Source organism: Streptomyces sp. CNZ287, assembly GCF_007827615.1.
In genome coordinates this window covers 369788-392684 of sequence record NZ_VISV01000004.1, presented here as the reverse complement: position 1 = coordinate 392684, position 22897 = coordinate 369788, and the positions used below count along the sequence as shown (strand labels likewise).

Below are 22897 nucleotides of genomic sequence, written 5' to 3'. Positions count from 1 at the left end.
GGACGGGCCGTAGGGCGCGACGGCGGCCGGGGGAGGGCGGGAACGGCGGCGGGGATCAGCGGGCGGTGCCGGCGCCGCGTTCTGCCCGTATCGCCTGGACCACCTCGGCGACCGTCTCGCGGACCGCCTCCAGCTCCTCCAGGAAGCTCCAGTAGTCGGGATGCCGCCCCGTGAGGGCCGCCTCCGCCCGGTCGACGCGCTCGACCGCCGCGTCCAGCGGCCCCGCGTGCCGGGGGTCGGGGCGGTCGCGGCCGGCCATCGCGAGGCGCTGCGCGTCGCGGATGGCGAAGCGGGTGCGGTTCACCTCCGAGGCGCGGTCCTTCTCCACCGCGTCGAGGCGGTGGAGCCGGTCGCGGGTGGCGTCCACGGCCTCGTCGGTCTGGTTCAGCAGCGCCCGTACGCTCGCCAGCAGCGCGATCGCGTCCGGCCAGCGCTGCTCGCGGCGGGCCCGGGAGGCGTCGGCGATCTTCTCCTCCGCCTCGGTGACGGCCTGCGCGGCCCGGTCGGGCACCTCCTGCAGATCGCGCCAGCAGGCCAGCGCGAAGCGCCGGCGCAGCTCGCTGAGCACCGGCTTGACCTTCTCGGCGCGGGTGGCCAGCGCCTGCGCGCGGGTGCGGAGGCTGACCAGGCGGCGGTCGATCTCCTCGGCGCGCTGCGGCAACTGCTCCGCCTCGCTGCGCAGCGCCTCCGCGTCGCGCTGCACGCCCACGGCGCGGTGGATGGTCTCCTGCACGCCGTGCCGCCCGGCGCCCTCGTTGAGCTTCGTCAGCTCCGGTCCGAGCCCGGCCAGGCGGGCGGCCAGGTCGTCGGCCCGGAAGCCCTTGGCGCGCACCTCGTCCAGCGCCGTCGTCGCCGCCAGCAGCGCCTGCCGGGCCCGCTCCACGGCGGGCGCGAGCCGGGCGAGCTGGCTCTCGGCCTGGTCGAGGAGGGGGCCGAGGCCGTGCGCGAAGTGGTTGAGGTCGGAGCGGACCTTCTCCAGCCCGTTGGTGGCCTGCTGCAACTCGTGCCGGGCGCGGGAGGCGGTGCCGTGGTCGAGGTCGTCGCGGTCGAGGTCGTAGGAGTCGACGGCGCTGATGTACGTGTGGCTGACCTCGTCGATCCGCCGGCCCAGGGCGGCGAAGTCCGCGGTCGCCTTGCGGGCGGCGGGCGAGTCGTCGACGGCGGCGATCGTCTCCACGGAGATGCGCAGGTCTCGTTCCGCGGTATCCAGCTCGTAGAACGCGGTCGCGGCGGCGTCCTTGGCCGCCTGCGCCTCGGCCCGAGCCCCGTCACCCCGGTCTCCCCAGCCCCACCGCCGGGTGCCGCCTCCGCCTCCGCCGAATGCCACGAGACCCCTTTCCGTGCCCTGCGTTCCCCTGGAGACTCATTCTCCCACCAGGGGTGAACGAACACACGGCCCACGACGATCCCCGCGGCCCCCGCAGGTCGATCGCCGCCGGCGGGGCACGATACGCTGTCCCCGCATCCGGGCGCGTAGCTCAGCGGTAGAGCGCTGCCCTTACAAGGCAGATGTCGGCGGTTCGAACCCGTCCGCGCCCACCAGGGGAGCCCGCATTCTCCCGCTCACCATCGGCCCCGGACCACCGCTCCGGGGCCGTTGCGCGAGCATCACCACTGGCGATCTTCTCCTTCGGGTCCGTCGGCAGGCCGTCCCGCTGCAGCGGGACGACGGCCGCCGCCTCACCTTCGACGGCCGGAGCCAACTCCCATCCTCCTGGGTGCAGATCCGGCCCGAGTCGGCCCAGGCGCTGCCGAGGCGCGCGCTCCTCCTCCTGCCGCTTCCGGTGCTCCTGAAGTACCGCGATGGTCCCGGAGCCGAGGGCGATCGTCCGTGCGCCTGCCGACGTCTTCGGCTCGTCCTCGTACACGTCCACCCGTCCTGCACGATCTGCCGCGCCACCGTCAGCAGCCCGCCGTCGAGATCGACGTCCGTCCACCGCTGCCCGCATGCCTCGCCACGCCGCAGCCCCCGGAACGTGATCAGGTGGAACAGCGCATACAGGCGGTCGCCGGCCGCGTGGTCGAGGAACGCACCGACCATCTGCGGCGGCCACACCATGACCGGCCTCGGCTGCTCCCCGGTCTCCTGCCACCGGCGCACGTGCTCGTCGCTCCACAGCACGCCCTTGGGCCGCCTTCCCGACGTCATCTCCACCAGCCGCGCCGGGTTTCCCCCACCGGCAGCGCGCCATTTGCCCGCGCCGGGCCTCGTTCGCGAGGATCGTTCCTCGGCGTCGCAAGCCGCACACCAGGCGCGCACGTCGGCGTCCGAGGGGGCAGTGCGAGCGTTCTCGATGCGGGACGGCGGCGCGGCCGGGGCCGTTCCGTGCGCGCAGTCGGTGACGTGCGGGCGGGGAGCGGGAGAAAGGAGTGCGGGCAGGTCAGCGGCCGTGTGGATCCGCCCGCGCTCACTTGATCACCGCAGGGCCTCTTCGCGGCCACCGCCGGCAGGAGGGCGGCGGTGGCCCGGGCGGCCGCCGGTGGTGGGCGGCCGGCCCGGGCGGCGGGGTCGTTCCGTGGGTGGAAGGACCGACCCCGGGTCTAGCCCGCTCGGGCGGCTCCGTGCGGGAGGGAGCCGGTGTTCTCGGGGTGTTCCGCTCGCCATGCCGACGGGTGCAGGAGCAGCAGATCGCCGTTGAGGACGCGGCGGTGCAACTGCTGCATCTGGATGCCGGGTTCGATGGCCAGCTCCTTCACCAGCGTCGCGCGCAGCTTGGCGAAGGTGCTCAGCGCGTCGGCCTGGCGGCCCATCCGGTACAGGGCGACCATCAGATGGGCGTGGAACTGCTCGTGCATGGGCAGTTCGGTGACCAGGGTCTGCAGGTCGCCGACCACCTCGTGGTGCCGGTTCAGGTGCAGCGCGGCGCTGATGCGCTGTTCCAGGGCGGAGATACGGGCCTCGCCCAGGCGGACGGCCGTGCTGTTGAGCAGGGGGCCGTGGGGGATGTCGGAGAGCAGCGGGCCCCGCCACAGCTCCAGTGCGCTGCGCTGCAGCTCCGCGGCCAGCTCGTAGTCCCCGCGGTCCATGGCCTTGCGGCCCTGCCCGTACAGCTCCTCGAACCTCACCAGGTCCAGTTGCGCGTCGTTCAGCAGCAGCATGTATCCGGGCGCGCGGGTCACCAGGGCCTTCCGGCCGCCTTCGGCGTCGGCCTCCTGGAGGACCTTGCGGAGCTGGGAGACGTACACCTGCAGCGTGGTCATCGCGGTACGCGGCGGCTCGTCACCCCACAGCTCGTCGATCAGCCTGTCGATCGAGACGACCTTGTTCGCCCGGACGAGCAGCGTCGCGAGTACGACACGGAGCTTGGCGGCCCGGGGGGTCAGGTCGCCCCCGCCGGCCCGCCGCGCGTGCACTTCCAGCGGGCCCAGTATTCTGAACTCCACTGATCTCCTTGCCCCTCAGTCGGTACGGTCCGGGCGCGACGCCAGGCCGCCCACGGCGTGGTCGGCGAGGGAGGCGCCGAGTTCGGCGGTGAGCGTTCCGGTGCCGAGGAGCAGACGGAACCAGATCGGGCCGAAGACCATGTCGATCGCGGCGTCCAGATCGAGGTCCCGCCGGACCTGACCCGCCTCCTGAGCAGCGCGGAAGCGCTTCGAGGCGGCCGCGCGGTTGGGGGTGAAGACCCGGTCCAGAAAGACCTTCGCGAGCATCCGGTCGGTGTTGGCCTCGGCGGCGAGGGCCGCGATGTGGGGACCCACACCGGGGTCTCCGAACGCCTCCGCGATGGACGTCAACTGCGACCGCAGATCGGCCTCGAAGTCGCCGGTGTCCGGGAACACCAGCCGGGGGGCGACCTCGCCGAACAGCGCCTCGACGACCATCAGACTCTTCGTGGGCCATATCGCCCGCAGTTGCTGTTCGTCATGGCCGGCCAGCTTGGCGACGTCGGCCGGTTGTATGTCCTCGTACACCCGCTCCCGGCACAGTTTCACCACAGCCCGCAAGAAGTCCTGCCGCGCACCGGGGGACGGCTCCGCCACCGCAACCTGTCGCTCAGTCATGGGCCGAGTCTAGAGTTCGACTTTCTCGGGCAGCAGCGATCCAGGTATGGCAAGGATCTGCCGTTTGGCTACGGGGCGCTGGCCTCCCCGCACGCGGCTGGTGCACGGCGCCGGCGGCCCGGCGCCGTGCCCGCCGGGTTCAGCGGTTGCCGCTGGGGACGCCCGGCCCTTCGTCGTCGGTCTGCGCCCCCGCGAGTACGGGTTCCGGCACCGTGATCGAGGCGCCGCGGCGCCGGAGGGCGGCCAGCACGACCCCGGGGCGGAAGAGGTGGGTCGGTGGTTCGAGGAGCATCACCACGCTGAAGAACGCCTTGCCCGCCACGGGGTTCACCAGCGCCTCCGCGCTGACGCGCTTGACGTACCAGTCCAGCATCCGCTCCAGGGCGTTGGGGCGGCCGCCGCCGACCGTCGTCGGGTAGCGGCGGTCCTCGCTCGTGGCCATGGTCCAGGGGTTGCGGATCGTCCGCGCGACCATCTTCTGCGCCTTGCGGGTCATGCCCTTCCCCGCGCCGTGCTTGGCCAGCAGCTTGCGCAGGGCGAGCCCCTCGAAGCAGGCCACCGACATGCCCTGCCCGTAGACCGGGTTGAAGGTGCACGCGGCGTCGCCGAGCACCAGGAAGCCGTCCGGGCGCCGGCTGAGCTTCTCGTAGTAGCGCCGCCGGTTCTGCGTGTTGCGGAAGCCGAACACGTTGGTGGCGGGCTCCGCGTTCTCGATCATCTTGTAGATCATGGGGCTGCGCAGTTCCTTCGCGAACTGCGTCCAGTCGTCGGACTCCGTCGGCGGCTCGTAGCCGCGCAGCCCGCCGAGGGCGACCAGCCAGCGGTTGTCCTCCACCGGGATGAGGAGCCCGAAGCGCGGAGTGGAGAGCACCGGCTGGATCATCACGACATTGAACGACTCCTTCTCCGACTCCGGCGTACGGTGCAGCAGCCGCGAGGCGTACGCCATCCCGGAGTCGATCAGCTCTTCCTTCGGCTCCGGATACCCCAGCTCGCGGAGCCAGCGCGGCGCGTTCGAACCACGCCCGCTCGCGTCGACGACCAGCGGGGCCTTCAGCTCCTCCGGCTCGCCGCCCTTCTCCTGCGCGACGACACCGCGCACCGCGTCCTCGGAGCAGAGCAGCGCGGAGACCGTCACGCCGTGGCGGACGGTGATGCGCGGGCTCTTGAGGACCCGCGAGCGCACGATCCAGTCGAGCATCGGCCGCGTACAGGTGAGGAAGGAGCCCGCGCCGCCGCGGATGGCGGTGCCGCGGTCGTTCCAGCCGGCGTAGTCCAGCCAGAGCAGTTCGGCGGGCAGCTTCGTCCGGGTCGCGCCGGCCTCGACGAGTTCGTCGATGATGCCGGGGAGCAGCTCTTCGAGGGCCCGCTGGCCGCCCTCCATGAAGGCGTGCGCGTGCCGGCCCTGGGGTACGCCCGGCCGGAAGTCGGGACCGGTCGGCTCCCGGTCCCGTTCCAGCACGGTGACTTCGTCCATCACCTCGGCGAGGGCCCAGGCGGCCAGCATGCCGGTCAGCCCTCCGCCGATGACGATGGCGCGCCCGCCCCTCGCTCCGGTGGATATGTCAGTCATCCGATTCTCTCCCCTGCGTTCCGAGTTCAGGTTCTTGCCGACCTGTGGGCACGCCTCATCACGGAAAGACGGCCTGTCTCCCCCGGCTCCGGGCCGTCGTCTCAGGTCCAGCGGCCGGTGCCGAAGGTCTCCTCGCTGTTGAGCATCCGGTTGCGCAGTTGGGGCCTGCGGACCTTCCAGGTGCCGGTCCGCGGGAAGTCCTCCCACGGGATGACCCGCGGTTCGTCGAGCTCCGGCAGGTCCGCGGTGGCCCGCCGCCACTCCTGCGGGTCGAGGGGGGACCCGTCGTAGGTGCTGATCACGGGGAGGGGCAGCCCGTTCGGGTTGCCCAGGACGATGGCCTCGGTGACCGGGTCGAGGCGCTCGATCAGCAGGCTCTCCAGTTCGAGGCTGCTCATGCCGGGGATGCTGTCGACCTCCCGGTCGAGGATCTCCAGGCTGCCGGTCCGGGTGTGGACGCCGATGTCCCCGGTGTTCCACCAGCCGTCCCAGTCCTTCTCCCGGTGCCGCTCGGGCTCGCCGAGGTAGGTGAGGCAGCGGCCCTTGGTACGGATGAGCACGAGCCCCCGCTGGCCGCGCCGCTTCGGCTTGCGCGTCTCGGGGTCGACGACCCGGATGCGGGTGACGAAGGGGATGGGGCGGCCGACGTTGTTGGTGATCGGCCCGCCGCGGCTGCCCTCGGAGCGCATCACCTTGCGCTTCGGGTAGACGGCCAGGGTCGCGGGCCCGATCTCGCTCTGGCCCCAGCTCTGCCCCCACACCGCGCCGCGGCGCTTGGTGGCCGCCATGAAGGCGCGGACGGTGCTGGGGTGGATGGCGTCGAAGGTGCTGAGGTACGCCCGTATGTGCGTGAACAGCTCGGGGTTCGTCCGGATCAGGTGCTCCCACAACTGGTAGATGTTGGGGCACGCTTCCAGCGTCGTCGGACGGTGCTTGCTCAGCGTCTCCACGACCGTCGACGGGTCCGCCTGGCTGAGCACCACGGCCTTCGCCGGCGGGAGCGCGAACTGGGCGAAGGTCCAGGTGACCGCGCGCGAGTGCACGAAGGCGATGCACGAGGCGATGGTGTCGTCCGGGCGCGTGGAGAGGAACGGGATCCTGAGGGTCTCCAGCTTGGAGAGCACCCCGAGGAGCGTGTTCGCGGAGTGCGCGACGAACTTGGGCACGCCGGTGGTCCCGGAGGTGTGCGTGCACAGCATCGGCTCGCTGTTGTCCACGATGTCCGGCTGCGGGACGTCCGCGCCGGCGAACTCGGCCAGCGGCGTCACCCCGGACGGGCTGTCGGGGGCACCGTCGACGCAGACGACGCGGGTGGACTTGTCCACCAGCTTGATGCCCGCCCGGTCCGCGGCGCCGAGCACCTCCTCGGAGGCGACCAGCAGCTTCGGTTCGAGCCGCGGCATCATCCTGGCCAGCGTCTCCGAGTCGAACGTCGAGGTGATCATGGCCGGCAGGGCGCCGAGCCTGGCCACCGCGGCGGCCAGGACGATGGTGTCGAGGTGGTTGTTCTTGACGAGGGCGACCCGGTCACCGCGACGCAGCCCGGCCGCCTTCAGCCGTCCCGACATGTCGGATACCAGGTTCGCCAGCGACGTGGCGTCGTGGGTCCTGGTGTCCGGCGCGATGGAGAACGGTATGTCCAGGTGCCATTCCGGCGCCGGAGCCCCGGCGTAGTGCTCGAAGAGCAGCCCGATGTTCTTGGGACGTGGGTTCTTTGGCATCGCGGAATCCCGCTTCGTAGAGGAAACGTGGGCATGGGCCGGCACGAGGTGCCGGGGCGGCGGCCCGGGTGGGGCGTGAGGCGCCCCACCCGCGCCGCCGGGCACCGCGGTTCCCCAGGGAGCCGGGCGGCGCGGTGAGCGGCCGTACGAGGTGGTGCTACTGCTTCTGCGCGGCCAAGGAGGCGTCGGTGCCGGTGGCGGCCGGCGTCGGGCCCATCTCCTCCCCCTCCCTGATGCCGAAGCGGGTGTGCAGCGCCTTGAGGGGCTTGGGTGCCCACCAGTTGGCGCTGCCCATGAGCTTCATGAACGCCGGCAGCAGGCCGCCCCGGATGAGCGTGGCGTCCATGACGATCGCCAGCGCCATGCCGATGCCGATGGCCTTCATGTAGCTGATGCCCGAGGTGAGCAGGACCAGGAAGACCAGCGAGAGCAGCAGCGCGGCGTAGGTCACCACCTTGCCGACCCGCTCCAGGCCGGAGGCGACCGCCAGTTCGTTGTCACCGGTGCGGTCGTACTCCTCCTTGATGCGGGAGATCATGAAGACCTCGTAGTCCATGGAGAGGGCGAAGGCCATGGCGAAGATCATGATCGGTGCCGTCCAGGTGATGCCGCCGGTTTCGACGAAGTCGCCGACCAGCCACATCAGGTTGCCGTCCTGGAAGATGAACACGAGCGCGCCGAAGGTGGCGGTCAGGCTCAGCGCGGTGAGCACCATCGCCTTGAGCGGCAGCAGGATGCTCCCGGTGAGCAGGAACAGCAGGATGAACATGATCACGAAGAGGATCGCGCCGGCGATCGGCAGCCGGTCCACCAGCGTGTCGAAGGTGTCCGTGCTCACGGCCGCCTGCCCGCCGACCTGCACGTCGAACGGTGCCTTCTCCGCCCGGACGTCCTCGACCAGGTCGGTGCCGGCGTCCGAGTACGGGTCCGCGGCGGGGATCATCGAGAAGTACACGCCGTCGTCCACGGCGAACCGGGCGGACGCCGGGCCGGGTTCGGCGGCGAGCTGCCCGTCCTGGTACGTGCCGGTGAGGGTGTCCACCCGGGTGGCGCCGGGTAGTTCGGACAGCCGCTTGGCGTAGTCGTCGATCTCCCCGGTCTGCTGGTCCGGTGCGCCCGTGTTCGTCGCGACGATCTGGACCGGCTGCTGCTCACGCGAGTCGAAGTCCTCGCGCAGCACCGAGGCGACCTCGGCCGACTGGGCGTCCGTGGCGAGCACGCTCTCGTCCGGAAGCCGCAGGTTCATGTTGAGCGCGGGCAGGCCGAGGGGGATGACGATGGCGAGGACCAGCACCGTCACCGCGATGGGGCGGCGCATCACGCCGGTCGCCAGCTTGTGCCAGGAACCGCCGCCGTCCTCGGACGGGTCGGACTTGCGCCGGATCAGACGCCACTTCTCGATCCGCGGGCCGAGCCACTTCAGCAGCCCCGGCAGGAGCACCACCGTGAGGAACGCGGCCAGCAGTGAGGTGACGATGCAGCCGATGGCCAGCGACCTCATCATGGTGAACGGCAGCACCAGCAGCCCCAGGAAGGCGGCGGCGACGGTGAACGCGGAGAAGAGCACCGTCCGGCCCGCGGTGTGCAGGGTGGTGCTGATCGCCTCGCCGATCTCCTTGCCGCGGCGCAGCTCCTCGCGGTACCGGGTGACGAAGAGCAGGCTGTAGTCGATGCCGAGGCCGATGCCCAGGAACGTGGTCGTGTTCACCACCACGTTGGAGGTGTCCATGGCGAACGTGATGCCGAAGAGGACACCCATCGACGTCAGCATCGCGCATATCGCCACGGAGAGCGGCAGCAGGGCGGCCACGACGCCGCCGAAGATGATGATGAGAACGAGCAGGACGAGCGGGAAGACCATGAACTCGGCCTTGGTCGCGTCCTCGGCGGCCTTGGTGGTGTTCTCCAGCCACATCATGGCGGAGCCGCCGGTGGTCACCTCAAGGCCGTCCACCTTGCCGGTGTAGTCCTCGTCCAGCTTCTCCACCCGGTCGATGACGTCGTCGAAGTCACCGGTGATCCGACCGAGGACGAGGGCCTGTTCGCCCGACTCCCCGCGCAGCGCGGGCGCCTGGTCCGAAGACCAGTAGGACACCACGTTGGTGACGTCCGCTTCGTCCGCCAGCTTCTCGGTGAGCCGGCCGCCGGCCGCCGCCACCTCCGGGTCGTCCACGCCACGGGCGTCCTCGACGACGAGCGCGAGGTTGGGCTCCCCCTGCTCGAACGTCTTCTCCAGTTCCTGGGCCGCCTTGTACGACTCGGTGCCCGTGGACTCGTACCCGCCCATGGTCAGCCGGTCCTGCAACCCCGCCGAAGCCCCACCGAAGAGGAAGACGACCAGTAAGGTCAGTCCCACCACCTTCTTCGGTGACGTGAGCGCCATGCGCGTCAGTCGATCAAACATCACTTACCTTTCGCATCATCAACTCCGCCACGGGAACTACCCGGAGAGCTTCCGGTCCACCCAGTCCCGGACGATGGCGTAGCTGTCGGTGGCATTTCGGTGAACGTTCAGGGAATGGCCCGCGCCTGGGATGACGTGTGCCTCCAGCTCCGACTCCGCCGCGTAGAAGTCCGCTTCAAAGGCGAGTACGGCCTCGCCCGTTGCCGCGAAGTCCACATCCGCACTGCTGAACAAGGCGTCATGCTCTCCCACCACCAACAAGACCGGGACCTTGACCGCACGGGAATGTTCGGGCAGATAGGTCTTTGGCAGGCTCTCACCCTCGCCGATGGTGGCGGTGGACTTGATCTTTTCGTTATGGGCGGAGAGCTCGGGGTCCATGCCGTCGGCGTGCTCGAGCATCCGGGCGCGCAGACCGGGGCGTTGGGTCATGTACCACTGCGGCAGGGAGGCATCGTTCAGGACCGGGTCCTGGGAGCCCGGGTGGAAGAAGTTGATCACCTCGTCGTAGAGCGGCGAGGTGGTGTGCAGCATGCCGGTGACCACGAGCGCGTCGATGTCGGCGTGTGCGGCCGCTTCCATGATGGCGATGCCCGCGCCGTAGGAGTGCCCGACCGAGACGATCTTGCCGAAGGAGTGCCCGGACGGGGTGCCGGAGCGGAGCTGCTGTATCACGTGATGGATGGTCTCGACGTGGCTGTCCGCGTGGAGTTGTGTCGCCGGGGGCCTGCTGCTCGCTCCCGTTCCCACCCGGTCAAGCAGCAACACCGCGTATCCGGCTCGGAGCATATGGTCACAGTAGTCGTACTCGCCCGGCACCTGCCAGTAGCGCCTGTCGTACGTGAGACCGGGCAGCAGCACCTGGACGGTGTCGGCGCCGCCCTCGGGTATGACGAGCTGAGCGCTGAGTTCCCATTCGTTCTCCGGGTCGGCGCTCGTCCGGATACGGAACGTCAGATCCTCGGTAATGTGGCCGGTTTCCGATCCCCCACCCGATGTCATATCCGGCGCCTTGTCTGTGGACTGAGTCGACATCAGCTACTCCTTGTTTTCCGGTTGGAGGGCGACGAGATCGCCCGGACGTCCGCTCCGGGAGCGGTCGGGGCGCCGTGCGGCGCGCGCGGGGGGTCGGTGGACACGGGCCCGCGGGGCCCGCGCAGCGCCGACCTGAGCACGCGCGGCCGGAACACCGCGGTCGGTGCGGCCAGGAGCTGGGCCAGCTCCAGGACCACCCGGGCCGCGTCGTGGTCGGTCGGCGCGGCGGCGCCGACGCGGTCGACGTAGCGCATGCCGAGCCGGGTCGGCAGGTCGGGCGGGCTCGCTTCGGCGGCCCAGGGGTAGTGCAGGTCGATGGCGGTGGCCAACTGCCAGGCCACGGCGACCTGCTTGGCCAGCGCGCGGCGGAGCCGGTGGGTGCCGCCCCCGTTCGTCCCGCGGCTTTCCAGCATCCTGTCGAGGAGCAGCGCGCTCTGCACCGCGACGGACATCCCCTGCCCGTACGAGGGGTTGAAGGCCGCGAGTGCGTCGCCGATGACCAGGAACCGGTCGGGCCAGCGGCGCAGCTTCTCGAAGTGGCGCCAGCGGTTCTCGGTGCGGCCGGAGCCGTACACCGGGCCGACGGGAGTCGCGTCCTTGATGGCCTCGTACACCACGGGGTGGCGCAGCGACTTGGCGCCCTCCAGCATCCCCTCCTGGTCCGTGGGCGGGCGGTTGCCGCCGCTGGCGGAGACCGAGACCATCCAGCGCCCGTCCTCGATGGGGTTGAGGATGCCCTGCCGGGGGTTCTCGGGGGTGGCCAGCAGCAGGATGCACTTCCAGTCGGCGGCGTGTCCCGCGGGCGGCTCGTAGACGGTGGTGCCGTAGGCGGTCTTGGCGTCCACCACGCTCTCGGCGGGCTTGTCGTAGCCCAGTTCGCCGAGCCACTGCGGTGCGCGGGACTTGCGACCCGCGGCGTCGACGACGAACTCCGCGGCCATCGGCTCCGGTTCGCCCCAGCCGCCCTTGGCGTCCTTGTCCTTGGCGCGTACGCGGACACCGCTGACCGAGTCGCCGGGGCCGCCCTGCAGCCCGACCACCTCGTGCTCCTGGAGGAAGGTCACCTTCGGCTCGGCACGCAGCCGGTCCCGGACGACCGCGTCGACGATGTCGCGGGTGCCCGTCATCATCGTCATGCCGGTCTCGAACCGGGGTATCCAGCCGCCCGGGGCGAGCATGAGCATGTCCTCGGGCACCCGGACCGACACCATCTGCGCGTCGAGCAGCTCCTGCTGGATCCCGGGGAACAGCTTGCCCAGGCCCTGGTGCCCGGCGGCCATCAGGTTGTGCGCGTGCCGCGACTGCGCGACTCCGGGACGCCACTGCGCGTCGCTCGGCAGCCGGTCCCGCTCGATCACGGTGACCCGCTCCATGTGACGGGCCAGCACGGCGGCAGCGGTGAGCCCGGCGAGGCTGGAGCCGATCACGATGGCGTGGCCCGCACCGTCCCGCGTGCCGCTCAGGTTCCTACTCATCTGCCTCACCTTCCGCGCTGCTTCGTGGAGGAGCCGTGTGGTGGTATTGCCGCCGCGCCGGCCGCGAGGGCCTCCAGGGTTCCGGGCAGGCCCTCGGCCACGGTGGGGTGGGCCGGCGCCCAGCCGAGGTCCGCGCGGGCGCGGCGGTTGGACACGCGGTACGACGTCATGAGCGAGGCGGCCACCGGGCGGCCCAGCGCCAGGGAGGCGGCGAATCCCGGCACCCGCGACACCCGGGACACGCCCATCTCGCGGGCGATGGCGCGGGTGAACTCGGCGAGCGGCAGCGGCTCGTCGTCGACCAGGTTGTAGCCGCTGCCCGCCGGGGCCCGGTCCAGCGCGGCCAGGTAGCCGGCAGCCAGGTCGGAGAGGTGGACGCAGCTCCAGTGGTTCCGGCCGTCACCGGGGTGGCGCAGCCGGCCGGCGCGCCCCTGGTCGTAGAACGCGGCCTTGAAGTTGCCGCCGGGACCGTAGACGAAGCCGGCGTAGAGGACCACGGAGTCCAGGCCCCGCGCCGTCAGGGCGCGCAGCCGGGCGGCGCCGTCCGCGTGGCCGGCGCCCAGCGGGGCGGGGGTGTGCGGGGTGGACTCGTCGATCCATTCGGCGCCGTGGTCCCCGTACACGAACGTTCCGGCGGCGTAGAGCAGCCTGTTCCCGGCCTTCAGACACGCCTGGGCCAGGGCGTCGGACATCACGCGGTCCGCCTCGTGCATGCGGGCGAGCACGGCCTTCGACATCCGTCCGCCGACGCGGAGCTGGGCCGCGTGCACCACGGCGTCCACGCCGTCCACCAGCGGCACGTACGTCTCCGGGCGCAGCATGTCGCCGGTGTGCAGGTTGGCGCCGGCCTCGGCGAGCCCTTCCGCCCGGGACGTGTCGCGTACCAGCGCCGTCACCTCGCGGCCCGCGGCGAGCAGCGCCCGGGTCACCGCGCCGCCGACGAAGCCGGTCGCGCCGGTGACCAGGATGCGCTGCGGCGGCCCGCTCACAGGTGCTCCACCGTCGGGCCCGCGGGCAGCCGGCGCCGGCAGTCCAGGACGTACGGGGCGTGCTCGACGACCAGTTCGTAGTCGAACGAGGAGTGATCGGTGATCAGCAGCACGGCGTCGGCCTGCGCGATCTCCTCGGGGACCAGCTCGGCGCGCATCACCCGGTCGTCGATGGTGATCGGCTCGACCACGTGCGGATCCACCGCGCGCACCTTCGCGCCCATCCGCAGCATGGCCTCGATGACCCGCACCGCCGGCGACTCCCGGGCGTCGCCCGTGTCCGGCTTGTACGCGAGTCCCAGCACCAGGACGCGGGCGCCGTTGACCGACATCCGCCGCTCGTTGAGCGCGGAGATCAGCCGCTGGACCACGTAGCCGGGCATGTGGTCGTTGACGTCGTTGGCCAGCTCCACGAAGCGGAAGCGCTGCCCCAGGGCCCTGTTCACCCGCCAGGACAGATAGACCGGGTCGACCGGCAGGCAGTGCCCGCCGACTCCGGGCCCCGGGGTGAACCGCATGAAGCCGAAGGGCTTGGTCGAGGCCGTGTCGATGGCCTCCCACACGTCGATCCCGAGTTCCCGCGCGTAGATCGCCAGTTCGTTCACCAGGGCGATGTTGACGTGGCGAAAGGTGTTCTCCACCAGCTTGGTCAGCTCGGCGACCCGGGTGGAGCCGACCGGGACGGTGGTCTCGATGAGCCCGCCGTAGAAGTCGTCGACGGCCGCCAGCGACTTCTCGTTCACTCCGGAGACGACCTTGGGCGTACGGTCCAGGGTCCAGGTGCGGTTGCCCGGGTCGATCCGCTCCGGGCTGTAGCCGAGCTGGAAGTCCTCGCCCGCGGTCAGTCCCGAGCGCTCTTCGAGGATGGGGGCGACCAGTTCCTCGGTGGTCCCCGGGTACGTGGTGGACTCCAGCACGACGGTGGCGCCCGGCCGCAGGAAACGCCCCACCGTGTCCGTCGCCGACTCGATGTGCCGGAGGTCCGGCGCCCCCTCGCGCAGCGGCGTGGGGACGCTGATGACCGCGACGTCGAACCCGCCGATCTGCTTCTCGTCGGTGGTGGGCCGGTAGTTGCCCGACGCCAGCGCGCTGGCCAGCCGCTCCGGTGCGATGTCCTCGACGAAGGACTCCCCGGCGCACAACCTCTTGACCCGCTCCTCGCTGACGTCGAAGCCGACGACCGTGTCGCCCGCTTCCGCAGCCAGCATGGCGAGCGGGAGACCGACGTAGCCCTGGCCCATGATGACGATCTTCTTCATCGCCTGGTCCGTTCTCTGGTGGCGGTTGAGGTGGCGGTCCGCTCAGGTCCAGCGGCCGGAGCCGTACGTGGCCTGGGAGCCGAGCACTTGCTGGCGCAGATCGAACCGCCGGACCTTCCAGGTGCCGGTGCGGGGGAACTCGTCCCAGTCGATGATCTTCGGCTCGGCGAGCTCGGGAAGTCCCTCGGTGGCCTCACTCCACTCCTCCTTGCCGAGCGTGCTGCCGCCGGAGAGGCTGATCACCGGGACCGGCAGGCCGCCGGGGTTGCCGAGCACGATCACCTCGGTGGACCTCTTCAGCCGCTCCAGCAGGATGCTCTCCAGCTCGATGCCGCTCGTCCCCGGGATGACGTCCACCTCACGGTCGAGGATGCGCAGCAGCCCGGTACGCGACCGCACGCCGATGTCGCCGGTGTTCCACCACCCGTCCCACTTCTTCTCCCGGTGCCGCTCGTCCTCGCCGAGGTAGGTGAGGCACAGGCCCTTGGTACGCACCAGGACGAGCCCCTGTTCCCCGCGGGCCACCGGCTTGCGGGTCTCCGGGTCGGCCAGCTTGATCCGGGTCACGAACGGAACGGGCCTGCCCACGTTGCTGGTCACCGGGTTCAGCGCGCCCGCGTTCTTGCGGATCTTGTTCCGCGAGTAGAGCGCCATGGCCACGGGACCGGTCTCGCTCTGGCCCCACACCTGCCCCCACACGGGCCGGCTGCGGCGGCTGGCCTCCATGAACTTGCGCACCGTGGAGGGGTGGATGGCGTCGAAGGTGTTGAGGTAGGCCCGGATCCGGCTGAACGCCTCCGGGTCGCTCTCGGTGAGCGGCTCCCAGCGCTGGTAGAGGTTGGGGCAGGTCTCCAGGACCGTGGGCCGGTGCTCCTTCAGCGTCTCGGCGACGAGCCGCGGTTCCGAGCCGCCGAGGACGACCACCTTCTTGGGCGGCCGGGCGAGCTGGGCGTACGTCCAGGTGATGGCCCGCCCGTGGACGAACGCGATGCACGACGCGAACACGTCGTCCTTACGCACCGCGAGGCCCGGTATGGGCAGCGTCTCCAGCTTGGTGAGGACGCCGATCAGGGTGTTGGCCGAGTGCGCGACGAGCTTGGGCACGCCGGTGGTGCCGGAGGTGTGCGTGCAGATCATGGGCTCGTCGTCGGCGCGCAGATCCATCGGGGGCACGTCGGCGCCGGCGAGATCCGCGAGGGCGAGGGATCCCGGCGCGAGCGAGGTGTCGCCCTCGATCGCGACCACCTGGGTCTTCTCGCCGGTCATCGTCACGTCCGCGGCCGCGGCGGCGGCGAGCACCGAGTCCGAGGCGATGAAGACCCGGGGGTCGAAGCGCTCCATCATGGTGGCGAGCGTCGCGGGCGCGATGGACGTGGAGATCATCGCCGGCAGGGCGCCGATACGGGCCGCGGCCGCCGCCAGCAGCACGACGTCGTGGTGGTTCTCCTTGACGATGGCCAGCCGGTCACCGCGCCGCAGGCCCGCCTCCCGGAGCCGCCCCGACATGTCGGCCACCAGCCGCGCCAGCCCCGAGACGTCGTACTCCCGGCCGCCGTCGGGCGCGATGTCGAAGGGACGGTCGAGGTTCCACTGCGGCGTCTCTGCGCCGGCATAGGACTCGAGCAGGCCGCCGAGGTTCTTCGGACGTGGTGCTTTCTTCATGATCCACCTTGCTTTCCCCGACGTGGGTCAGACGGCGAACAGGTTGGCGACGATGATCAGGACGACACCGAGCCGATGCGCCTGACCGCCGAGCTTCCGGGCTTTCAGAGGGTCGTGCCGGACCAGGCCGGTCGCCATCTGGACGACGCGCACCGCGACCAGCGGGGCGAGGAAGAACCCGAACCACCACGGCACCGCACCGAGAGCGCAGGCGAGCACGATGACGGCGGTCTCGGAGAGGCTCAGCAGGGCGATGACCCCGCGGTACACCGGGGCAGGGAGCATGATCGCGAGGTTCCTGCGGCCCGCGGCCCGGTCCCCCTCGACGTCGTTGATGTTGGAGTAGACCGAGACCAGCAGGCTCCAGAGGCCGAAGAGGTACGCCTCCAGGGCCACGATGCCGGTCAGCTCCCCGTGGGTTAGGCCGTAGGGGATCAGCACCACCAGACCGGTGCTCAGCAGCAGCACCAGCTCCTGCCCGCCCCGGTAGCTCAGCCGCAGGCCGTACGAGTACTGCACGCTGATGAAGACGAGGAAGACGGTGAGCAGCAGCGCCCAGACCGGCCGGTGCGGCGAGGTCAGCACCGCGAGCCCCAGCCAGACGAGGCCGGTGAGCAGCGCGGCGTAGCCGAACCGCACGGCCTCCCGCTCGGTCAGCCGCCCGTCCAGGAGCGGCTTGCGCTTGCGGCTGCGCAACTGCCCCTGCCCGGGGTCGTAGTTGAACTGGTCGCTGCCGTCCCGGAAGCCCGTGACGTCGTCGAACGCGACGGTCGCCGCACACACGCCCACCCAGCCCAGGGTGAGCACGGCCAGCGTCCACACGGTGCCCAGGTCGTCCCGGGTGCCGGGTGGCAGCATCGTCCACACCACGAACGCGGACAGGTAGTAGTCGAAGAACGACAGCTTCGCCAGACTGACGAAGGCGCTCAGCCTCTTCCCTGGCGGCGCCGCCCGTCCTTCTTGCAGGGTCTCGCTCATGAGATACCTCTGCTTCCAGGCCGTCAGGCAGCCAGTGGCCTGCGGCCGGTGGGGGATATCAGGACCGAGCCGCAGACCGGGCGGCTGAACGCGGAGGAGGTCCGTGGCGGTCTGAGGGCCGTCGCCTGGGCGAAGCAGGGCACCTGGGGGGTGCCGGCCTGGGCCGGTGTCGTCGCACCTGTCACGCTTTTCCCTTCCAGACGTACGGACGGACTGCTGCGCCCGGCTCCCGGGAGTGCTCAGCCCGGGTGCGCGCGCGGGAGGACGGCCGGAGCCGGATCCGGAACAGGTGGCCCCGGACGTGCCCGCGCCCGGCCGAGTATCCAAAGCAGTCCATGGACGGGACTAAAGCCGCTGCTCACAGCCCTGTTGGCGCGCGGACACGCGTGCGGGGGCCGATTCCGGCGGCCGTGTGGAAGGCGTACGACCGCGGCCCGGACCGGGGCGCCGGTCATGACGGTGCTCGTCTTCCGGCACCTTGACCGCCTCACCGGGCCAGGCGCCGAACAGCGGATTCCACCACCTCAGACGGCGCGGGCCGACATGCCCTGCATTGGCGTAATGAGCCTCTCGGGCCGTTGGGCAGGCCACCTTGTACCCGGACGGTGACCGTGGTGACAGGAAGGGCGTGGCGAACCGGGCCATGGGCGAGGACTTCGTGGACCGATCGGAGGGTTTCGGCGAGCGGCTGCTGGGCCTGCTGCTGGACAGGGCGCGGCTGTTGCCGCCGCAGCTGATCGCCCCGCTGATTGCGGATGAGGTCGCCAGGATCGGTGGCCGTGACGTCTCCATCCTGCTCCAGGACTACGCGCAGGAGCGGTTGGTGCCGTTGCCGGGCAAGAAGCTGCACGTCAGCGAGGCTCAGGCGATCAGTGACTCCCAGGCCGGCCAGGCCTTCCTGCGCGCGGCTCCCGTCGAGGCACCACAGGCCGGTGGCGGCGTCCGGGTGTATCTGCCCTTGCAGGACGGCAGCGATCAGGTGGGTGTGATGGCCCTGACCCTGGACGCCGTCGGCGACGACATCCGGCGCCTGCTGCGCCGACTCGCCGGCTTGGTGGCCGACATGCTGGTCACCACGAGCGCCTACACCGACCAGTTCTTCCTGGCCCGGCGCAGGGAGCCGATGAGCGTGTCCGCGGAGATCCAGTGGAACCTGCTGCCGCCGCTGGCGATGACGGTGCCGCAGGTTTCGGTGGCGGGGGTACTGGAGCCCGCCTACCGCGTCGCCGGCGACAGCTTCGACTACGCCCTCAACGACAACATCCTGCACATCGCGGTGATCGACGCGATGGGCCACGGCCTGGACGCCGCCACCATGGCGACCGTGGCCATCGGCGCCTACCGCCATGCCCGGCGCGTGTTCGTCAGCCTCGCGGAGAAGTACGCGTTCATGGACGCCGCCATTTCCCAGCAGTTCGGGCCCGACCATTTCGTCACGGCGCAGCTCATGCACGTCAACATCGCCACCGGCCAGATGGAGCTGGTCAATGCCGGCCACCCCGCACCCTTGCTGATCCGCGAAGGCAAGGTTGTACGGCGACTGGAGAGCGCGACGACACTGCCCGTCGGCTTCGGCGGCGAGGAGCCCAAGGTCAGAGAGCACACGCTCCAGCCGGGCGACCGGGTCCTGTGCTACACCGACGGCATCATTGAGGAACACGTCGAACACGAGGAACAGTTCGGCGAGGAACGTCTCATCGGTTGCGTCAACCGCCTGCGGGAAGAGCGGTCACAGAGTCTGCGGGCAGATCTGCGCCGGCTCTCCCACACGCTGAAGAAGCAACGGGGCGGGCGCACCAGCGACGACGCCACCCTTTTCATGATCGAGTGGCGCGGGGGCGCCGCCGACAACCTCGCGGTCCCTGACTGAGCACGCCGGCCCCAACCCAAGATCCGGAAGAGACGGCCCGGGTCCGCCGCACCCTCATTCCCGGTCCTCGGCTCCTCCGCCGGCCGCGGTCCCGGCCGGCTCGCCGGCCTCCGTCCCGTCCGCCGTGAGCTTCGCGTCGAACCGCTCCCGCGCCCACGAGCGCAGCGCCGAACGCGAGCTGAAGCGGCCCACGTTCGTGTCGATCGGCGACGACGTGTACTGGTGGAACCGCCACGACGCCTGGATGTCCGGCTTGCCGGGCTTGCCGTTGTACTGGGCGATCCAGAGGCCGTCGCCGGCGTAGCTGGTGGTGTCGCGGTTGAGCCAGAAGTCGCGGTTGCAGTAGAGGAGCACCTTGTGGCGCGGGCGCAGCCGCTTCACCTCCTTGATGAAGGCGTCCTTCTCCTTGTTGCTCGCCGCGGTGCCCTCGCTCGTGTGCTCCCAGTCGCAGGCGAGCATGTCGCCCGGCTTCTCCTTCGCCTTGTCGACGAAGTACTGGGCCTGTGCCTTGATGTTGCCCGGCCAGAGGAAGTGGTAGAACCCCAGCACCAGGCCCGCCTCGCGGCCGTGTGCGGCCTGGTCGCCCTGCTTGGGGTTGACGTAGCTGCGGCCTTCCGACGCCTTGACGAAGACGAAGTCCATGCCTCGTGTGGAGTAGTTGCCTGACTGGTGTGAACTGACGTCGATGCCCTTGATGGTCATCACTCGTCCCTTTCGAGTGGGGGTCGGGACGGGACGGTGGCCAAATCCCTCGCGCTGTCTTTCGCGTTCTTTGCCGTCCTTGCCGTCTCGTGCGTTTCTCCCCTCATCCCCGCTGCGGGCGCCGCGCAAGCGCCGTCGTCCAATCGCGCGTTCGCGGTGTGCGCGCCCAAGGGGCGGCGCCGCCGGGGGAAGTTCGATGCGGAAGAGGAGGTTCAGGTTGTGGTTCAGGGGGCCGCTGTGCGGGCATCTCCCGTGTGAGAAGGCCGCTTTACCCTAGGTGGCCGCGGATCGGGGGATCTGACCATGAATCTCTACATCTCTGTCTTACGTACCCTGGTGCCGCTGTTCGTCGGCTGGGTCGTGACCGCGGCCGGTGCCTTCGGCGTCGACGCCGGCTCCACGACCGTGACCGCCGGGGTCACCGCGCTGGTCACCGCCGTGTACTACGCGGTGTTCCGGGCGCTGGAGGAGTGGGCGGCGAAGCGGGACTGGAAGCCGCTGCGGCTCGTCGCGGGCGTGCTGCTGGGCTGGGCGCGACCGCCGGAGTACCCGGCGCGGGCGTCGGGCGCGCGGCAGTCCGCGGCGCCGGTGGCCGCCGTACCGCCGCCCGACGCCGAGGGGCGGCCGGCGTGAGCGGGTCCGACTGGATCTGGGGCGGACTGCTCGCCCTCGGCGCGGTAGTGGAGGTCGTCGCGCTGTGGACCCCGAAGAAGGGCGACACCCTCTCGGAGCGGACCCGGGCGTGGTTCCGGGTGCGCACGCCGGTGGGCAAGGCGGTCTTCGTCGCGGCCTGGGTGGGCTTCGCGGGCTGGTTCCTGGTGCACATCGCCTGGTGACCGGCCCCACGCGGGCACGGAGGGCGGCCCACCGCTACCGTGGCGCACGGAGGCGGATCCGCCTCCGTGCGCGTACCGGAGGAACGGCATGAAGCTCACCGTGCTCGGCGGCCGCGGCGCCTGGCCGACCGCGGACGCCGCCTGCAGCGGCTACCTCGTCGAGCACGACGGGCACCGGCTGCTGCTCGACCCCGGGTACGCGGTGATGCCGCAGCTCCTCCGGCACCTGCGGCCCGGTGACGTCGACGCCGTCGTCGTCACCCACGGGCACCCCGACCACTGCGCCGACCTCAACCCCCTCCTCCGCGCCCGCGCGCTCGCCGACCGGCCGTGGCCCGCGCTGCCGGTCTACGCCCCTGCCGGTGCGCTCGACGCGGTGCTGGCGCTGGACCGGCCGGGGATGCTGCGCGGCTCGTACGAGCTGCGCGCGTTCGACCCGGCGACGGAGCCGGAGTTCACCTCCGGCCCGTTCCGCGTCCAGACCCGCTCGCTTCCGCACCACGTCCCCAACGCCGGGCTGCGGCTGACGGCGGCGGGCCGGGTGCTCGCGTACACGGGTGACACCGGCCCGAGCCCGGCGCTCGCGGAACTCGCTGCCGCGGCGGACCTGTTCCTCGCGGAGGCCACGTACCCGGAGGAGGTGCCGGAGGAGGACGCGCCGTACCTGTCGAGCGCCCGCCAGGCCGGCGAACACGCGGCCCGCGCGGGCGCGGAGCGGCTGCTGCTCACGCACCTGTGGCCCGGCGGGGACGAGGCCGCGGCGATCGCCGCGGCGCGCCGGGGGTTCGGCGGGGAGGCGGGGGTGGCGCGGCCGGGGACGGTGGTGGAATTCGGGGCGGAGTGAGAGGGCCGACCGGCGACCGCAGTGCCGCCCCCGGGCGTCCGCTACACGCTCCGGGCCGCGGTAAGCACCGCCGTCACCGCGCGGTCCGCATCCTCCGGTCCCGTACGCCAGTTGCTGAACGCCGCCCTCAGGCCGTGCGTCCCCCCGTACACCGTCGGCGTGACCACCGCCTCCCCGCTCGCCGCCACCGCCGCCGCCAGCGCCGCCACCCGCTCCCGTGTCGGCTCCGCCGCGAGCGTGAAGCACACGACGTTCAGCCGCACCGGCGCCAGCAGCCGCAGCCCGCCCCCGGAGCCGCCCGCGACCCCCGAGCCGAAGCGACGCGCCAGCGCCGCGTTGCGCTCCACCACCTCCCGGTGGCCCTCGCGCCCGTACGCCGCCAGCGTCAGCCACGCCGGCAGGGCGCGCAGGCGGCGGGAGTTCTCCGGGGTGAGGTGGACGAAGTCGGGGTCGTCGCCCGGCTGTGCCATGTATGCGGCGGCGTTGCGGAAGACGCGGACCTGGAGGTCCCGGCGGCGGGTGAACTGCACCGCCGCGTCGTACGGGACGTTCAGCCACTTGTGCAGGTCCACGCAGACGGAGTCCGCCGCGTCCAGCCCCGCCACCAGGTGCGCGTGCTCCGGCGACAGCGCCGCGAACGCGCCGAACGCCGCGTCCACGTGCAGCCAGAACGGATACCGCTCCCGCAGCGCGGCGATCGCGCGCAGGTCGTCGAAGTCCACGGTGTTCACCGTGCCGCTGTTCGCCACCACGATCGCCGGCCTGCCGTCCAGAGCAGCCAGTTCGGCGGCCAGCCGGTCCACGTCCACGGCCTCGCGCCCCGGCAGCAGCGGCACCGCGCGCAGCGCGTCGCGGCCGAGTCCGAGGAGGGACAGCGCCTTGGGGACGCTGGAGTGCGCCGCGCCCGACAGGACCGCGACCTCGCCCAGCGCCCCCGCCCCGGCGTCCGCGACCGAGATCCCGAGCCGTTCGCCCAGCCACTCCCGGGCGACGGCCAGACCCGCGGCGTTCGACATCGTCGCCCCGGACACGAACGCGCCGGCGTGCGCCTCGCCAAGACCGAACAGCTCGCGCAGCCAGCCCACTGTCTCGCGCTCCAGGTCCGTCGCGGCGGAGTCGCCCGTGGCGACCACGTTCTGGTCGTACGCACCCACCAGCCAGTCGCCCGCCACCGCCGCCGGCGTCGCGCCGCCGGTCACGAACCCGAGGTAGCGCGGCCCCGCGCTGCCCGAAAGACCCGGCTCCCAGCGCTCCCCGAAGCGCGCGAGCGCCGCCGCACCCCCGGCGCCGCGCTCGGGCAGCGGCTCGTACGGGCCGGGGGCGTGCGGCGCGGGGGCGGCGACCGGGCGGTCGGCGAGGCCGCGGAGGGCGGCGACGGCGCGGGCGCGGGCGGCGTCGAGGAGCCGGTCGAAGCGGTCGAGGTCGGCGGCGAGGGCGGGGTGCACGGGGGGCCTCCTGGGGCGTACGGCGGGCGGCGGCCGGCGGGCGACGCCCGCGGGACGGCGGCCAACCCCGCCGCGACCTGCGGCGACGCGCCGTACGCCGAC

At 71.5% G+C, this 22897-nt stretch carries 18 protein-coding genes and 1 tRNA gene; 5 read left to right on the top strand and 14 right to left on the bottom strand.

Translation table 11 applies throughout. The features are described 5' to 3' along the window. Positions 1 to 55: 55 nt before the first annotated feature. A complete protein-coding gene (locus FB457_RS11760; RefSeq protein WP_047015545.1) occupies positions 56 to 1327 on the bottom strand; it encodes a coiled-coil domain-containing protein in 1272 nt (423 codons plus the stop codon). Between the two features lie 140 nt (positions 1328 to 1467). Between FB457_RS11760 and FB457_RS11755 the strand changes: the two genes are divergently transcribed. Beyond that, a tRNA-Val gene (locus FB457_RS11755) sits at positions 1468 to 1542 on the top strand. Positions 1543 to 2541: 999 nt separating this feature from the next. Here the strand turns inward: FB457_RS11755 and FB457_RS11750 are convergent. From FB457_RS11750 to FB457_RS11700, 11 genes are all read right to left on the bottom strand, one after another. Next, the gene (locus tag FB457_RS11750; protein WP_052770263.1) at positions 2542 to 3384 is read right to left on the bottom strand and encodes an AfsR/SARP family transcriptional regulator; all 843 of its coding nucleotides are present in this window, start codon (positions 3382 to 3384) and stop codon (positions 2542 to 2544) included. Between the two features lie 15 nt (positions 3385 to 3399). Further along, positions 3400 to 4002, bottom strand: coding sequence for a TetR-like C-terminal domain-containing protein (locus FB457_RS11745; protein ID WP_078898198.1), 603 nt, complete (start codon positions 4000 to 4002; stop codon positions 3400 to 3402). 139 nt (positions 4003 to 4141) lie between these two features. Then, complete coding sequence (locus tag FB457_RS11740) at positions 4142 to 5575, bottom strand: FAD-dependent oxidoreductase (protein ID WP_047015543.1); 1434 nt, start codon at positions 5573 to 5575, stop codon at positions 4142 to 4144. 101 nt (positions 5576 to 5676) lie between these two features. Continuing rightward, positions 5677 to 7296 carry an AMP-binding protein gene (locus tag FB457_RS11735; protein WP_145781776.1) on the bottom strand — a complete coding sequence of 540 codons (1620 nt, stop codon included), beginning with the start codon at positions 7294 to 7296 and terminating at the stop codon, positions 5677 to 5679. 157 nt (positions 7297 to 7453) lie between these two features. After that, on the bottom strand, positions 7454 to 9679 hold the full coding sequence (locus tag FB457_RS11730) for an MMPL family transporter (RefSeq protein ID WP_186461961.1): 2226 nt from the start codon (positions 9677 to 9679) through the stop codon (positions 7454 to 7456). 57 nt (positions 9680 to 9736) lie between these two features. Beyond that, entirely contained in the window at positions 9737 to 10735 is a 999-nt protein-coding gene (locus FB457_RS11725) for an alpha/beta hydrolase (protein WP_047015541.1), read from the bottom strand. After that, a complete protein-coding gene (locus FB457_RS11720; protein WP_052770259.1) occupies positions 10735 to 12210 on the bottom strand; it encodes an FAD-dependent oxidoreductase in 1476 nt (491 codons plus the stop codon). Before FB457_RS11720 ends, FB457_RS11725 begins: the two co-directional genes overlap by 1 nt. A 5-nt stretch (positions 12211 to 12215) precedes the next feature. Beyond that, positions 12216 to 13199 (bottom strand): NAD-dependent epimerase/dehydratase family protein, encoded by a 984-nt coding sequence (locus tag FB457_RS35185; RefSeq protein WP_047015540.1) that lies wholly within the window; start codon positions 13197 to 13199, stop codon positions 12216 to 12218. Beyond that, on the bottom strand, positions 13196 to 14458 hold the full coding sequence (locus FB457_RS11710; protein ID WP_047015539.1) for a nucleotide sugar dehydrogenase: 1263 nt from the start codon (positions 14456 to 14458) through the stop codon (positions 13196 to 13198). The genes FB457_RS35185 and FB457_RS11710 overlap by 4 nt, the downstream gene beginning before the upstream one ends. 42 nt (positions 14459 to 14500) lie before the next feature. Next, the gene (locus tag FB457_RS11705) at positions 14501 to 16120 is read right to left on the bottom strand and encodes a class I adenylate-forming enzyme family protein (RefSeq protein WP_047015538.1); all 1620 of its coding nucleotides are present in this window, start codon (positions 16118 to 16120) and stop codon (positions 14501 to 14503) included. Positions 16121 to 16147: 27 nt separating this feature from the next. Then, on the bottom strand, positions 16148 to 17098 hold the full coding sequence (locus tag FB457_RS11700) for a UbiA family prenyltransferase (protein ID WP_047015537.1): 951 nt from the start codon (positions 17096 to 17098) through the stop codon (positions 16148 to 16150). 643 nt (positions 17099 to 17741) lie between these two features. Here FB457_RS11700 and FB457_RS11695 point away from each other — a divergent pair. Further along, the gene (locus FB457_RS11695) at positions 17742 to 18968 is read left to right on the top strand and encodes a PP2C family protein-serine/threonine phosphatase (RefSeq protein ID WP_145781818.1); all 1227 of its coding nucleotides are present in this window, start codon (positions 17742 to 17744) and stop codon (positions 18966 to 18968) included. A gap of 54 nt (positions 18969 to 19022) precedes the next feature. Here the strand turns inward: FB457_RS11695 and FB457_RS11690 are convergent, their stop codons facing one another. After that, on the bottom strand, positions 19023 to 19670 hold the full coding sequence (locus FB457_RS11690) for a GH25 family lysozyme (RefSeq protein ID WP_145781771.1): 648 nt from the start codon (positions 19668 to 19670) through the stop codon (positions 19023 to 19025). Between the two features lie 303 nt (positions 19671 to 19973). Between FB457_RS11690 and FB457_RS11685 the strand changes: the two genes are divergently transcribed. The 3 genes from FB457_RS11685 (at position 19974) to FB457_RS11675 (ending at position 21350) form a co-directional block, all read left to right on the top strand. Beyond that, entirely contained in the window at positions 19974 to 20303 is a 330-nt protein-coding gene (locus tag FB457_RS11685; RefSeq protein WP_486588997.1) for a hypothetical protein, read from the top strand. Next, positions 20300 to 20506: a hypothetical protein gene (locus FB457_RS11680; protein WP_047015535.1), complete on the top strand. Its 207-nt coding sequence runs from the start codon at positions 20300 to 20302 to the stop codon at positions 20504 to 20506. Before FB457_RS11685 ends, FB457_RS11680 begins: the two co-directional genes overlap by 4 nt. 88 nt (positions 20507 to 20594) lie before the next feature. Then, the gene (locus FB457_RS11675; protein ID WP_047015534.1) at positions 20595 to 21350 is read left to right on the top strand and encodes an MBL fold metallo-hydrolase; all 756 of its coding nucleotides are present in this window, start codon (positions 20595 to 20597) and stop codon (positions 21348 to 21350) included. 41 nt (positions 21351 to 21391) lie between these two features. Here the strand turns inward: FB457_RS11675 and FB457_RS11670 are convergent, their stop codons facing one another. Beyond that, positions 21392 to 22795: a pyridoxal-dependent decarboxylase gene (locus FB457_RS11670; protein ID WP_145781769.1), complete on the bottom strand. Its 1404-nt coding sequence runs from the start codon at positions 22793 to 22795 to the stop codon at positions 21392 to 21394. Positions 22796 to 22897 lie beyond the last annotated feature (102 nt).